The 14,541-nt window shown below is 64.2% G+C and carries 12 protein-coding genes; 2 read left to right on the top strand and 10 right to left on the bottom strand.

Annotated elements, in window-relative coordinates; translation table 11 throughout:
* The first annotated feature begins 84 nt into the window (after nt 1-84).
* Nucleotides 85-1,011, top strand: a complete 927-nt coding sequence (locus KUV26_RS19630; protein ID WP_222509651.1) for an aminotransferase class IV — start codon at nt 85-87, stop codon at nt 1,009-1,011.
* Between the two features lie 109 nt (nt 1,012-1,120).
* Here the strand turns inward: KUV26_RS19630 and KUV26_RS19625 are convergent, their stop codons facing one another.
* The 3 genes from KUV26_RS19625 to KUV26_RS19615 form a co-directional block, all read right to left on the bottom strand.
* The gene (locus KUV26_RS19625) at nt 1,121-1,792 is read right to left on the bottom strand and encodes a GntR family transcriptional regulator (RefSeq protein WP_222503832.1); all 672 of its coding nucleotides are present in this window, start codon (nt 1,790-1,792) and stop codon (nt 1,121-1,123) included.
* Between the two features lie 257 nt (nt 1,793-2,049).
* Nucleotides 2,050-4,467 (bottom strand): DNA topoisomerase (ATP-hydrolyzing) subunit B, encoded by a 2,418-nt coding sequence (gene gyrB, locus KUV26_RS19620; protein WP_222503831.1) that lies wholly within the window; start codon nt 4,465-4,467, stop codon nt 2,050-2,052.
* Between the two features lie 85 nt (nt 4,468-4,552).
* Nucleotides 4,553-5,146, bottom strand: a complete 594-nt coding sequence (locus KUV26_RS19615) for an NAD(P)H-dependent oxidoreductase (RefSeq protein ID WP_222503830.1) — start codon at nt 5,144-5,146, stop codon at nt 4,553-4,555.
* A gap of 107 nt (nt 5,147-5,253) precedes the next feature.
* Here KUV26_RS19615 and KUV26_RS19610 point away from each other — a divergent pair, with 107 nt between their 5' ends.
* Nucleotides 5,254-5,847 (top strand): TetR/AcrR family transcriptional regulator, encoded by a 594-nt coding sequence (locus KUV26_RS19610; RefSeq protein ID WP_222509650.1) that lies wholly within the window; start codon nt 5,254-5,256, stop codon nt 5,845-5,847.
* Between the two features lie 9 nt (nt 5,848-5,856).
* Here the strand turns inward: KUV26_RS19610 and KUV26_RS19605 are convergent, their stop codons facing one another.
* The 7 genes from KUV26_RS19605 to KUV26_RS19575 all read right to left on the bottom strand — a co-directional run bounded on the left by KUV26_RS19605 (nt 5,857) and on the right by KUV26_RS19575 (nt 14,539).
* Nucleotides 5,857-6,477: a LysE family translocator gene (locus KUV26_RS19605; RefSeq protein WP_222509649.1), complete on the bottom strand. Its 621-nt coding sequence runs from the start codon at nt 6,475-6,477 to the stop codon at nt 5,857-5,859.
* Entirely contained in the window at nt 6,474-7,571 is a 1,098-nt protein-coding gene (gene recF, locus KUV26_RS19600; RefSeq protein WP_222509648.1) for a DNA replication/repair protein RecF, read from the bottom strand. The genes KUV26_RS19605 and recF overlap by 4 nt, the downstream gene beginning before the upstream one ends.
* A 63-nt stretch (nt 7,572-7,634) precedes the next feature.
* A complete protein-coding gene (gene dnaN / locus KUV26_RS19595; protein ID WP_222509647.1) occupies nt 7,635-8,756 on the bottom strand; it encodes a DNA polymerase III subunit beta in 1,122 nt (373 codons plus the stop codon).
* Between the two features lie 253 nt (nt 8,757-9,009).
* Nucleotides 9,010-11,460 (bottom strand): FAD-dependent oxidoreductase, encoded by a 2,451-nt coding sequence (locus KUV26_RS19590; protein WP_222509646.1) that lies wholly within the window; start codon nt 11,458-11,460, stop codon nt 9,010-9,012.
* Nucleotides 11,461-11,543: 83 nt separating this feature from the next.
* Complete coding sequence (locus KUV26_RS19585; protein ID WP_222503824.1) at nt 11,544-12,557, bottom strand: GlxA family transcriptional regulator; 1,014 nt, start codon at nt 12,555-12,557, stop codon at nt 11,544-11,546.
* Between the two features lie 18 nt (nt 12,558-12,575).
* On the bottom strand, nt 12,576-13,472 hold the full coding sequence (locus tag KUV26_RS19580) for a homocysteine S-methyltransferase family protein (protein ID WP_222509645.1): 897 nt from the start codon (nt 13,470-13,472) through the stop codon (nt 12,576-12,578).
* On the bottom strand, nt 13,469-14,539 hold the full coding sequence (locus KUV26_RS19575; protein ID WP_222503822.1) for an alcohol dehydrogenase family protein: 1,071 nt from the start codon (nt 14,537-14,539) through the stop codon (nt 13,469-13,471). The genes KUV26_RS19580 and KUV26_RS19575 overlap by 4 nt, the downstream gene beginning before the upstream one ends.
* Nucleotides 14,540-14,541: the final 2 nt, after the last annotated feature.

Raw genomic sequence — 14,541 nt, 5'->3', positions numbered from 1 at the left:
CCCCTGCCCGGAGCACCTGCGCGCCTCCCGGAACCAGTGCCTTCCGGCGGGCAATCCTTCCCCTTCAGACAAGTGATGAAACCAATGTCCGACACGAACCACAGCCATTCCACGCATGATGCCGAAGAGGATGTCCGCAACCGCGATATCAAGATCTATGTGAACGGCGACATCGTTCACCGCGACGAGGCAAAGGTCTCGGTCTATGACTCCGGCTTTATGCTGGGCGACGGTATGTGGGAAGGAATGCGGCTCTACAACGGCAAATGGGCGTTTTTTGACGAGCATATGGACCGGCTCTACAACAGCTGCAAATCGGTCTCAATCGACATCGGCCTCAGCAAGGAAGAACTGCTGGAGGCGATGAACCGCACCGCCGCCGCCAATGACATGACCGAGGACGCCCATTGCCGCCTGATGATCACCCGCGGCCGCAAGGCGAAGCCTTTCCAGCATCCCGGCCTGTCGCGCTTCGGCCCCACCATCGTGATCATCGTCGAGCACTCCAAGCCGAAATCCAGCCTGCACAGCACCGGCATCCGCCTGGCCACGGTCCCGCAGGTGCGCGGCCTGCCGATGAGCCAGGATGCGAAGTACAACAGCCATTCCAAGCTGAACTGCGTGATCGCCTGCCTGCAAGCCGAACAGGCCGGCGCGGATGAAGCGCTGATGCTGGACCCCAACGGCTTTGTGAACACCACCAATGCCTGCAACTTCTTCATCGTGCGCCGCGGTGAGGTTTGGACCTCCACCGGCGATTACTGCATGAACGGCGTCACCCGGCAGAAAGTGATCGACCTGTGCCGCCAGGATGGCATTCCGGTCTTCGAGAAAAACTATTCCCTCTATGAGGCCTATGGCGCCGATGAGGCCTTTCTGACCGGGACCTTCGGCGCGCAGACCCCGGTGGCCTCGATCGACGGCAAGGCAATCGGCACCGGCGAGCGGCTGGTGATGGCCCGGCTGCAGCAGCTCTACAAGGCGCTGGTCCGGGAGAACACCGCGGGCTGAGGGCAGATGAATGCCTGGCCGGCGGCCGCGGGCCGCAGTGAACGCCGCGCGGGACCGGCCGGGCGGAGTGTCCGCCGCGGCGTGACGGGGCACCGCCGGAGCACAGCGCCTATTCGTCCGGCAATGCGGCAAGCGCTTGCTTCATGCCCTGTCGCATGTGCTGGGTCAGATGATCCAGCATCGCGTCCAGGCTGCCGCCGCAGGCCAGCGACACATAGAGATCATGGGCATCACGCTGCGGACCGGCGCGCTCATGCGCCTGCTGGTGGATCGTGAAATAGAAGCTCAGATTGGGCCGGAGCTGGTTCCAGCTTTTCTGCAGCAGGGAATGATCCGAAACCTCGTAGCACCAGCTGTGCAGCTCCAGCTCGCGCTCGATCGCTTCCTGCGGGGAGCAGCCGTCGTCGATCACACGGGTCAGCCGGGTGTGGCGGGCGCGCAGGTCGGCCATATTGACTTCCGAGCGTTTGCCCCAGCATTCCTGGAATGCGAATTGCTCCAGCGCCAGGCGCAAGGAGTAGAGCTCCTCGATGTCTCGTTTGGTGACGCCGCGCACAAAGATGCCGGTATAGGGTTTGCTGACAAGCAACCCCATCTCCACAAGATCCCGTATCGCCTCGCGCAGAGGACCGCGGCTGATCCCCAGCGCCTTGGCCAGCCCGGTTTCGGTCAGCCGTTCGCCTTTCCCCAGCTGCCCGGTGACAATCTGGGTTTTCAGCCGGTTCACCGCCTGTTCGCGCAGAGTGCGGGTTTCAATTGGTTTCAGGTTGGCTAACGGCATCTGTCGGGTTGCACCAGGGATCTGACTGAAAAATAGGTTTCGGAAAACCAGTATAGCAGCGCCTGCCGGGTTGTCGACAAACGTGCAATCCATCAGGTTTCCGCGGGTCCGGACCGTATGAGGGCATGACGGGCCAAGACGCCGGACACGCGGTTCAGGGGAAAAGGCAAACAGCCCCTGAGACTGTTTGCCCCGAGCAGCCGCAACTGCACTGAAGCTTGCACGGGAAATGCCTCAAAGCGCTTTCCCGCCTTGCCTCAGAAGTCCAGGTTCTCGACGCTGAGAGCGTTTTTCTGGATGAACTCGCGGCGGGGCTCCACAACATCACCCATCAGCTTGGTGAACAGGTCATCCGCTTCCACCATGTCGTCGATGCGGACCTGCAGCAGGGTGCGGGCATCCGGGTCCAGGGTGGTTTCCCACAGCTGGTCCGGGTTCATTTCACCCAGGCCTTTGTAGCGCTGCAGGGTCAGCCCCTTTTCGCCCTCTTCCAGGATCGCCTTGAGCAGCCCCAGCGGCCCGTGGATCATCTGGTTGCGGTCGCGGCGGACCAGCTGGGCGGTGGTGCCGTAGACTTCCTGCAGGCTCTGGGTGAAGCTGCCGGTTTTGCGGGCCTCGCCGGAGCGCAGCATCGGGCCGTCCAGGGTGCGGACTTCCTCAACCCCGCGCAGGATACGGGCCAGGCGGATGCCGTGGTCCTGGGTGATCCGGCCCTGCCAGCCGCGCTCATACTCCAGCGCGATGGCATCCAGGCGGGCGGCAACCTGATCGGCAACGCCCTGCAGGTCGGAGTCCACCGCGCCGGGCACAAAGGCGCCAGCCACGGCTGCCTGCTCCAGGATGTGGCGCGGGTAGTGGGTCGGGAAGGCATCCAGAACCCGCTTGAGCTGGCGCGCCTCTTCCACCACGCGGGTGAGGTCGGCGGCGGCCATTTCAGACCCGTCGCCCAGCTTCAGCACCGCGCCGTCGACGCCCTGGTTGATCAGGTAGTCGTCCAGCGCCGCCTGGTCCTTGAGGTAGACCTCGGACTTGCCGCGCGCGACCTTATAAAGCGGCGGCTGCGCGATATAAAGGTAGCCGCCCTCGATCAGCTCCGGCATCTGCCGGTAGAAGAAGGTCAGCAGCAGAGTGCGGATGTGGGCGCCGTCAACGTCGGCGTCGGTCATGATGACGATCTTGTGATAGCGCAGCTTTTCAATGTTGAACTCATCCCGGCCGATGCCGGTGCCGAGCGCCATCACCAGATTGCCGATCTCCTGGGAGGACAGCATCCGGTCGAACCGCGCCCGTTCCACGTTCAGGATCTTGCCGCGCAGGGGCAGGATCGCCTGGGTCATCCGGTCCCGGCCGGTCTGGGCGGAGCCGCCGGCCGAGTCACCCTCGACCAGGAAGACTTCGGTTTTGGAAGGATCCTTCTCGGAACAGTCCTTGAGCTTGCCCGCCAGGTAGTTCACGTCCATCGCGGTCTTGCGGCGGGTCAGCTCGCGCGCTTTGCGGGCGGCCTCCCGGGCCAGCGCGGCCTCGACGATCTTGCCAACGATCTGCTTGGCCTCGTTGGGGTTTTCCTCGAACCATTCGGCCAGCTTCTCGCCCATCAGGCTCTCCACCACCGGGCGCACCTCGGAGGAGACCAGCTTGTCCTTGGTCTGACTGGAGAATTTAGGGTCCGGCACCTTCACCGACAGCACGCAGGTCAGCCCTTCGCGGGCGTCGTCGCCGGTGAAGGAGACCTTCTCCTTCTTGGCGATGCCGGAGGACTGGGCGTAGTTGTTGATGGTCCGGGTCAGCGCGCCGCGGAAGCCCGCCACATGGGTGCCGCCGTCGCGCTGGGGAATGTTGTTGGTGAAGGGCAGAACCGTCTCGTGGTAGCTATCGTTCCACCACATGGCGATCTCGACGCCGATGTCGTCCTTCTCTCCAACGATGTAAACCGGAGCCTCCATCACCGGGGTCTTGTGCCGGTCGAGGTATTTGACGAATTCCTTGACGCCGCCCTCGTAGAAGAGCTCAGCCGAGAGTTTCTCTGCCGGGCGCTCATCCTCCAGAATGATCCGCACGCCGGAGTTCAGGAAGGCCAGCTCACGCAGGCGTTTTTCCAGCGTCTCGAAGGAATATTCCAGGTTCGAGAATGTATCGGTCGACGCCATGAACCGGACCTCGGTGCCGGTCTGGTCGCCGCACTCGCCGACCACTTCCAGATGCTTGACCGTATCGCCACGCTCGAAGCGGGCCACGTGCTCCTTGCCGTTGCGCCAGATGCGCAGTTCCAGCCAGTCGGACAGCGCGTTCACAACCGACACGCCCACGCCGTGCAGGCCGCCGGAAACCTTGTAGGAGTTGGAATCGAACTTACCGCCGGCGTGCAGCTGGGTCATGATGACCTCGGCCGCGGACACGCCTTCCTCGGCGTGAATGTCCACCGGAATGCCGCGGCCGTTGTCGCTGACGGAAACGCTGGAATCGGCGTGGATTTTGACGGTTACGTGGTCGGCGTGGCCTGCCAGCGCCTCGTCGATGCCGTTGTCCACGACCTCATAGACCATGTGATGCAGGCCCGAGCCGTCATCCGTGTCCCCGATGTACATGCCGGGGCGCTTGCGGACCGCCTCCAACCCTTTGAGAACCTTGATGGAATCCGCGCCATATTCTGCGGGGGCCTGCTCGTTTCCGGACATTCACATCTTCCTGTCTTAGCTTCGGGATTTTATACGAAGTCTGGCCGGGATTGTCACGCGCAAGCCCCCTTTTTTCTTGGCAGAATCAGGCCGCTTTCGCCCCCAGCCCGCCAGCCGCCGCCAGCCAGGTTTCGACCTTGGATTCCGGCGCATCCGTGGCCGGGGCAAATGTGGTGAAGCGCGTGGGCTTGATGCCCACGAAACCCAGGATCTGGCGGCTGATGAATTTCTTCACGGCATTGCCGTAGAACAGCCGCAGAAGCAGCGCCGGGGTGTCCGACGTCAGCAGCACCCGTGCGGTCTTGCCGGTCAGCATCGGAGCGGGCAGACCGAGGAAGTTCGCATTGCGGGTGTCAAAGGCACGCCCCGGCAGCAAGGCCCGGTCAAACACGCCCTTGAGCTTGGCGGGAATCGCCCCCCACCACAGCGGCGCCGCCATGACCACATGCTCGGCCCATTCCAGATCCCCGAGGAAGGCAGCCAGATCCGGCTCCAGGGGCTTCGGCTCGTGATAGCCGCCCTGTCCGTAGTCCATGTCAAACTGCATCTGCGAGATATCATGGAACCGCACGAGGTGGCCGTTTCCCTCTGCGGCAGACTGGTACGCCGCGCAAAGGGACTTCGACAGGGAGGTTTGGCCGGGATGGCCGTTCAGAATCAGAATTTTCCGTGCAGACATTTCAGGCTCCGCGAGTTAAGTTGACCGCGGTCACTTATTGAGCACAAAATGACCGCGGTCAATTATAAAAATGACCGCGGTCAATAACGAAACTGTGAGGTGAAGGCATGACACGCGCACCCCAGAAGCGGCGGCTGGAAACGCGGTCAAAGCTGCTGCAGGTGGCGGCGGCCATCGTGCAGGAGCACGGCTACAGCGGATTGCGGGTCGAAGACGTGGTTGCCCGGGCGGGCGTGGCCAAGGGCACGCTGTTTTCCCATTTCAAGGACAAGGACGGGCTGCTGGCGGTCCTGATCGGCGAGGAAGTCACGCGCCTGCTTGACGGCATGGAAGCCGGTGGCACTCCCCCGGACGTTGCCGCCCTGAACGCGCGGCTGGCGCCGCATCTCGATTACGTCGCGCAGGACCGGGTGATCTTCGACCTCCTGCTTCGTTACTCAGGCACCACGGCCGCGGAACCGGATGAGGTGGTGGCGGCAAGCTTTATCCGGCAGGTCGCTATGCTGACAGGCTGGCTGCAGACGCTGCAGGCAGCGGGAAAGGTCCGTAAAGACCAGCCACCAGAACTACTGGCAGAGGGCATCCAGGGGTTTCTGAATCACGTGCTGGGGGTGTGGTTCTGCGCCGAACACGAAAACGACGCGTCACCCGCCGATGCGCTCGAGCCCTATCTGCGGGCCTGGCTGCTGCCGCCTGCCTGAGGGCAGCGCTCAGGTGAACGGGATCACCAGCCCGACGCAGATCAGCAGAGCGCCCGACACCAAGTTGATGCGCCGCCGGATCCGCGTGGAGGTCACCGCGCGGCGCACCCGGTGCATCATGCCGACCAGTGCCAGGTTGCCGACCAGCGGGATCACGAAGGACAGCGTCACGATCGCAGCTACGTCCGGCCAGGAGGTGCCGGACAGGTCAAAGAACCCCGGCAGAACCCCCATGTAGAACAGGATCGCCTTGGGATTGCCCAGGATTGCAGCAATCCCTGCCATGAAGCCGGCCCAGACACCGGGGCGGGTCAGGGCCCGGTTTTCCTCCACCGCGTCGCCGGCATGGCGGATCAGCAGATAGCCCATGCCGAGGAACACCAGGCAGGCCACCCAGCGCAGCACGGTCATGATGCCGGTGAACTCGGACACCACCCAGGACATCCCCGCCACCGCGATCAGCGGCCACAGGATATCGCCACAGGCCACCCCGACCGCCAGCGGCCAGGCCGCCTGAAACCCGCCCGAGAGAGAGCGTGCCATCAAGGCCAGCCAGACCGGACCGGGGGTCAGAAACAGGATCAGCAGGGCCCCCGCGTAGAGGGTCAGATCCCAGGCAGAGACAGTCATTTTTGCAAAACCTCCGACGTGCCGCCGCTGTCCGAGACCTCCAGCACCTGAGCGCGCCCCCCCAGTTCTGCAAACAGCTCCGGCCCGGTGCCGGTCATCCAGGCCTGGGTGCCAAGGGCGCAGATCTCGTCATACAGCGCGGCGCGGCGGGCCGCATCCAGATGCGCAGCCACCTCGTCCAGCAGCAGGATCGGCGGCGCGCCTTCCCGTTGCGCCAGCGCCCGCGCGTTGGCCAGGATCAGAGACACCAGCAGCGCCTTCTGCTCGCCGGTGGAGCAATCCCTGGCCGGAATACCTTTGGCCCGGTAGGTGCCAATCAGGTCGCTGCGGTGCGGCCCGACAAGGGAACGGCCTGCCGCCAGGTCCCGGAACCGGCTTTCCCCCAGCGCCGCTTTGAAATCATCCTCCGTAGACGGCATGCTGCCTTCCGACTGGATCAGTTCAAGCTCCGCAGCGGGGAATGCTGTTTCCGCCTCGGCCTGCGCCAGCTGCAACAGCTCCACCGCCTGCCCCCGCGCCGCGTGTATCCGATGCCCTGCCGACGCCATGCGGTCCTCCAGCACCCGGTACCAGGCGGCGTCCCGAACCTGCTCCTTCAGCAGCCGGTTGCGCTCGCGCATCGCCTTCTCGTAGGCCAGCGAAGCCTCGGCATGAGACGGCTCGAAGCTGAGCGCGATGCGGTCCAGAAACCGCCGCCGCCCTTCGGCCCCCTCGATCCACAGCCGGTCCATCGCCGGGATCAGCCAGACCACCCGGGCCACCTGCCCCAGTGCCACCTGGCTGGCGGATTTGCTGTCGATCCTGACCTGCCGGGCATTGCCGCCCTCGGACCAGGTTTCGATCTCATAGGTCTGCGAGGGCGCACGCAGCTCGCCCCTCAGCTTCCAGCCCAGTGCCTCCGGCTGGCGTGCCATGTCGGCGGCGCTGGCGCGGCGAAGGCCCCGGCCAGGGGAGAACAGCGACACCGCTTCCAGGATATTGGTCTTGCCCGCGCCGTTGTTGCCATGAATAGCCACCGGACGCCCATCCAAACGCAATTCCGCCCGCAAATGCGAGCGGAAATGCGAAAGGGTCAATGCGGTCAGAGCCAGCATGAAGCGCGCGCCCTATTTCTTCTTTGCAAAAATACTCGCGCCGCAGGCATCGCCGTCAGGCGATCAAACCCGCATCGGCATCACGACGTAGACGGCACTTTCGTCGTTGCCTTCGCGCATCAGGGTCGGATCGCCGGAGGAGTTGAACATGAACACGGCGTTTTCGCGGTCCACCTGGTTGGCGATCTCCAGCAGGTATTTGGCGTTGAAGCCTATTTCCAGCCGTTCGTCATTGTAGGCCACCGCCAGCTCTTCCTCGGCGGCGCCGCTGTCCGGCGCATTCACCGACAGGATCAGGCGGTCCTCCTCCAGCTGCAGCTTCACTGCGCGGGACCGCTCGGAGGAAACGGTGGCAACCCGGTCCACGGCCTGTGCGAACTCGGCCGCGTCGACCTCGAGCCGGCGGGTATTGCCGGCCGGGATCACGCGGGTGTAGTCGGGGAAGGTGCCGTCAATCACCTTGGAGGTCAGGGTGATATTCGGTGTGGCGAAACGCACCTTGGTTTCCGAGACCGACACCGCGATGTCCATGTCGTCGTCATCCAGCAGCTTGCGCAGCTCGCCCACGGTCTTGCGCGGCACGATCACGCCGGGCATGTCCTCGGCGCCCAGCGGCAGTTCGGCGTCGATGCGGGCCAGGCGGTGGCCGTCGGTGGCCACGGCGCGAAGGGCCTTGCCGCCTTCGGCGCCGTTGGAAACGTGCAGGTAGACACCGTTCAGGTAATAGCGGGTTTCCTCGGTGGAGATCGCAAATTTCGATTTGTCGAACAGGCGGCGCAGCACGGCGGCCTTGGCGGCGAAGTTGGAGTGGTATTCCGACGAGGCCATTACCGGGAAATCCTCCCGCGGCAGGGTCGCAAGCGAGAAGTTGGAGCGCCCTGCCTCAACGGTCAGGCGGCCGGTTGCCGCATCGGCGGTCAGGGTGACCAGCGCGCCGTCGGGCAGCTTGCGGACGATCTCATGCAGGGTGGTGGCGGCCACAGTGGTGGCGCCAGCGCGCTCCACCTGGGCGGGAGCCTTGTCCACCACTTCGATGTCCAGGTCGGTGGCGCGGAACTGGACGCTGTCGCCCTCGGCTTCGATCAGCACATTCGCCAGGATCGGAATGGTGTTGCGGCGCTCGACCACAGACTGCGCCTGGGCCACGGCCTTGAGAAGCGTGCCGCGTTCGATGCTGATCTTCATGTCCCAAATCCTCTTCGTCAGGCCCCTGTCAGTGGCCGGGACAAGCAACCTACCTGTTTACCCCTGCCATACAAGGCTTTTTATGGATTTCTCCAAGGGATTTACAGCGGGGTCAAGAGGCCGCGAGCGGCTTGGCCGCCAAAGCGGGGCAAACGTTGCCTTAGAACCCAAGGCTGTCCTGGAGGCGCAAAAGAAAACGCCCCGGCACTGCGGCCGGGGCGCGGTACGGCAGGTGAAGGCGCTGGAGAGGCGGTTAAGCCTTCACCCGTTCCGATTTCGGATCATACATCGGCTTCAGCGATGCCTCGGCCCTCACCTTCACGCCGCAGACGTCGATTTCGTAGGCCGAGCCCAGCACATCGGCAGCGCTTTCCCCCTCGCAGGGCACATAGCCCATGCCGATGGCGGCCCCCAGTGTATGGCCGTAATTGCCGGAGCTGAGGTAGCCCACATATTCACCGTCGCGCAGGATCGGCTCGTTGTGGAACAGCAGCGGCTCGGGATCGGTCAGCTTGAATTGCAGCATGCGGGACTGGGGGCCGCTCTCTTTGCGGTCCAGCACCGCGGATTTGCCGATGAAATCGTCCTTGCCGGTGGCAACCGCAAAGCCGAGGCCCGCGTCGATCACGTTGTCCTCACAGGTGATGTCGTGGCCGAAGTGGCGGAAACCTTTCTCGATCCGGCAGCTGTCCATCATGTGCATGCCGCAGAGCTTGAGCCCCATATCCTGCCCCGCCTCCCAGAGGGTTTCAAACGCATGGCCCGCCATGTCGGCGCCGACATAGATTTCCCAGCCCAGCTCGCCGACGTAAGTCACGCGGTGGACGCGGGCGAGGCCCATGCCCAGTTCGATCTCCTGCGCGGTGCCGAACGGGTTGGCGCCGTTGGAGAAGTCGTTGGGCGACACCTTCTGCAGCAGTTTGCGCGCGTTCGGCCCCATCACCGCCAGCACGCCCTCGCCTGCGGTCACATCGGTGATCACCACGCGGCGGTCGCCCAGGTGTCGCATCATCCAGGTCTGGTCTGCCAGCCTGGTCACTGCCGGGGTCACCACCAGATAGGCGGTCTCCGACAGGCGGGTGACGGTCACATCCGCCTCGATGCCGCCGCGGGGGTTGAGGAACTGAGTGTAGACGATCTTACCTGCGGGCACCGAAACATTGGCGCCGCAGATGTAGTTCAGGAAGCTTTCAGCATCCGGGCCTTCGACGCGGATCTTGCCGAAGGAGGACATGTCGTACATGCCGACGTTCTCGCGCACGGCGCGGTGTTCGGCAGCGGAGTTTTCAAACCAGTTCTGGCGCTTCCAGCTGTACTGGTACTCGCGCTCCTGGCCTTCGTTTGCAAACCAGTTGGCACGCTCCCAGCCGCCGATTTCGCCAAATACCGCACCCTGTTCCTTCAGGTGATGGTGGAACGGAGTGCGGCGCACGCCGCGGGCGGTGGCCTTCTGCCGGTAGGGGAAGTGGTCGGCATAGAGCAGGCCCAGGGTCTCTTTGGAGCGCTCGAACAAGTAATGCTTGTTGCCCTGGAAGGGCTGCATGCGGGAGATGTCCACGTCGCCAAGATCGAACGGCTTCTGGCCGTCTTCCATCCACTGCGCCAGCGCCATGCCGGCGCCGCCGGCCGACTGGATGCCGATCGAGTTGAAGCCCGCGGCGACCCAGAAGTTGCCCATCTCCGGGGCCAGGCCGAGATGGTAAGCGTCGTCGGGGGTGAAGGACTCAGGGCCGTTGAAGAAGGTATGAATGCCCGCCTCCGCCAGCATCGGCATCCGGTTGCAAGCGGCCTCCAGGATCGGCTCGAAATGGTCGAAGTCCTCAGGCAGCTGATCGAACTCGAAACTGTCGGGGATGCCCTTCATCGCCCAGGGCTTGGCGTTGGGCTCAAAGGCGCCCAAGAGGATCTTACCGGCGTCTTCCTTATAGTAGGCGCATTCGTCCGGCACCCGCAGCACCGGCATCTGGCCCAGGCCTTCGATGCCTTCGGTCACGATGTAGAAATGCTCGCAGGCGTGCAACGGCACATTGACGCCTGCCATGCGGCCGACCTCGTGGCCCCACATGCCGGCGCAGTTCACCACCATGTCGGCTTGGATATGACCCTGCGCCTGGCCGTCATCGCTGACCCAGTCGACGCCAGTGACGCGGCGGCCCTGCTTGGAGATGCCGGTGACCTTGATCCGCTCCTTGACCAGCGCGCCGCGCTGGCGGGCGCCCTTGGCCAGGGCCAGCGCGATGTTGGCCGGGTCTGCCTGGCCGTCGGTCGGCAGCCAGACACCGCCGGTCACGCCGTCCAGGTTGATGTGCTCGTAGCGTTCCTTGACTTCCTTGGGCGACAGTTCCTCGACCGGAACCCCAAAGGCGCGGGCCATGGCGGCATTGCGGAACAGCTCCTCGCGCCGCTCCTCGGTTAGCGCCGCCGATACCGAGCCGACCTGGCGCAGGCCGGTGGCCACACCGGTTTCTTCCTCAAGCCCCAGGTAAAGCTCTGCCGAATAGCGGGCGAGCTTGGTCATGTTTGAGGAGGCGCGCAACTGGCCGATCAAGCCCGCGGCGTGCCAGGTGGTGCCGGAGGTCAGCTGCTTGCGCTCCAGCAGCACCACGTCCTTCCAGCCCAGCTTGGTCAGGTGATAGGCCACCGAACAGCCGATCACGCCTCCGCCGATAATGACCACGCGGGCCTTGTTGGGAAGATCACTCATGTCATCGCTCCTGACTAAGGGTTTGCGCCTGATTACCACGGATAGGCGGCGCAAAATGCATCAAAAGCGTCAGACTCCCGGGGCTATTCTCCGGCCTTCAAAATTTTCTCAGACCCATCCCCGCCCAGCCGCCGGCGTTTGCGCAGGGCAAAGGGGGTGATGCCGAAGAAGCTCTTGTACAGACTGGAGAAACCGTTCGGGAAGCCGCAGGCGAGGCCGATTTCACGCACGCTCATCGTGGTGTTGAGCAGGAGGTTGTTGGCCTTGGACAGGCGCATTTCCCGGTAGAAGCCGTTCGGGGTGGTGCCCAGGAAGGTCTTGAACTTGCGTTCCAGCGAGCGGGTTGAAATGCACAGTTCGTCAACGATGTCACTGATCGGCACCGGTTCCTCGATGTTGTCCTGCATTATGCGGATGCAATGATCCAGGTCGCTGTCGCCGGTGATTGTCGGCTTGGCGCCGGCAAAGGGCTGCAGCGAGGAGAAATCGCGCACCTGTTCATGCAGCATGATGTTGGCCACGGTCATCTGCGCCGCGGCGGAGGTGAGCCGCCCGACAAGCGCCAGGATGATGTCGACTGTGGACCCCATGCCGGCGCAGGTGACCACCAGCCCGTCCTCGCTCGCCAGCGCGTGGCTGGAATCGTTCAGCCCCATGCGCTCGCGTAGCAGGGCAGAGTTTTCCCAATGGGTGGTCAGCCGCCCGGCCGCCCCGCCCTGATCCCGGATGTAGCGGGCCGCGGCCTCGGCCAGCAGATAGACCTTGATATCTCGGCAGGTGTAGCTGGAGATTACCCGCCCTAGGCTGAGGCCCGGATGATCCGGGTCCGAGTTACCCAGGAAGAAGGCGAAATCCGCGTCCGGCTTCACTGCAAAAGGTTCGGTATCGAGGCTGAGGCCGGCCCGGCAGCCGACACGGCCGCCCTGCAGAGAGCGCACCGTCCATTTGAACGGCGGCTGGGCCAGCACCCGGTTGGCAATCCGCAGCACCTCGAGGATAGCCGACATCTCGATCAGCACAAAACCTTCGGTGACGATAATGTCGATATTCCAGACCCGGGCCGGATCGGCGGATTTGAGTTTTTCCGGAGCTGCCATGCTGTTCCCCTCCCCTGATCAGACGATGCGATGTCCGGCCGCGCGCAGCAGGCGGGCCAGATCAGCAATATGTTCCGGGCCGACCTCACAGCAGCCGCCGACAATGCTGGCGCCCTGGGCGACCCAGCCCATTGCAAATTCCGCGTAGGCCGCAGGTCCGAGATCCTGGCGCTGCTGCAGCGCGTCCACGGTCGGGGCGTCCTTCAGGAACCCTTCCGAGATGCGGGTGAAGCCGTTGGCATAGGCGCCGAAGGGCTTGCCGAAGCTTTGCACGATCTCCAGGCCCGCACCGATGACCTCCGGGCGCGAGCAGTTGAGCAGAACCGCGCCGGGCTGGAACTCGGCTATCAGCGGCGCGAGGGCTGACAGCGGTTCGCCGGACCGCAGCAGGGTTCCATCATCATCCCTGACCGAGGCGGCCAGCCACACCGGTTTGTCTGTGGTTTCACAGCCGAGCAGCGCCCCTTTGGCATGTTCGACAGAGGACACGGTTTCGATCAGGAACAGGTCTGCCTGCGGTTCCAGCAGCCGAACCACTTCGGCATAGATGGGTTTGGCGTCATTATGCGGCGGGCAGATGTCCGGGCGGTAGGAGGCCTTCAGCGGGCCAAGCGCGGCGGCAACGCGGCCCGCGCCATGCGCGTCCCGCGCAGCGGCCGCCTGTTGGGCAGCTGTTGCCAGCAATTCCTCGAAATGCTCCTCGATCCCGGCGCGGACCAAGCGGTCGCGCAGCACGGCATAGGTGTTCATTGTGGCAACGGTGGCACCGGCAGCAAAGTAATCGGCATGAACGCTGCCGACAACTTCCGGGCGGTCAACCATCACAGCAGTGGACCAAAGCGGCGTCGCCCGGTCGCCGGACCGTTTGACGACTTCCTGCCCGATCGAGCCGTCAAGGAGTGTAATATCTGTCATGAGGCCTCCTGCGGGGGAATCAGCACCAGTTTGCCCGGGAACGCTTTGCTCATGAAGTCCGCCTGCGCTCTTGCGATCTCCTGCAGGGGATAGGTTGCCGAGACCAGAGGCCGGATCGCGCCGGAATTGATCAGCTCCACCAGTTCGGCGAACACCGCACGGGGGGAGAAAGTGCAGCCGTGAATGGTGATGTCGCGCAGGTAGATCTCCCGCAGGTCGGCCGTGACGATCGGGCCGGCAATGGCGCCGGAGACCGCATAGTGCCCGCCGGGCCGCAGCGCCTGTATCAGGGCGGGCCAGGCCAGTCCGCCGACCACGTCGATGACGGCGTCGAAGCCTCCCGGCTCAGGCATGTCTTCGCGGCCTATGATGCCGATGGCCCCCATCGCAGCCACCGCTTGCGATTTGGCGGGCGATGTCTGGCCGGTGACATGGGCGCCAAGATGGGCGGCAAGCTGCACCGCGGCCAGCCCGACCCCGCCAGATGCGCCGGTCACCAGAACCCGCTGGCCCGCAGATACACCGGCGCGGTGCAGCAGATTCCAGGCAGTGCCATAGGCGCAGGGCATCGCTGCGATTTCGATATCCGACAGAGGCGATGCGCTGACGTCAAACAGCTCTGCCGCTTCTGCGAGACAGTATTGCGCGAAGGCACCGTCAAGTTCGGACCCCAAGGCGACAAAGGCCGCAGGGTTGTCCGGTTCCGGTCTTGGGATATTGATCTGGCTGGTGACGCGCTGCCCCGCGCGGATGGCGCCGGCGTCCGGGCCGGTCTGAACCACCACACCGCAAATGTCGCCGCCCTGAATCCGCGGAAAGCTCAGGGCGCCGCCCCAGCCGCCGGCTTCGACCCCGGCATTCTCGCCGACCGCATCGGTGGCGCCCGTCACATCGGACGAGTACCAGCCGATCCGGGTGTTGATGTCGGTATTGTTGACGCCGGCCGCCAGAACCTTGACCAGAACCTGCCCCGGTCCAGGGACCGGGACAGGAATATCGTCACGCCATTCAAGTGCATCCGGCCCGCCATGCCGGGTCAGACAGACGCCTTTCATAAACTGGGCCATCG

The sequence above is a fragment of the Leisingera daeponensis genome (assembly GCF_019801465.1).
Lineage (GTDB): Bacteria > Pseudomonadota > Alphaproteobacteria > Rhodobacterales > Rhodobacteraceae > Leisingera > Leisingera daeponensis_A.
This window is presented reverse-complemented; position numbering and strand designations above follow the sequence as displayed.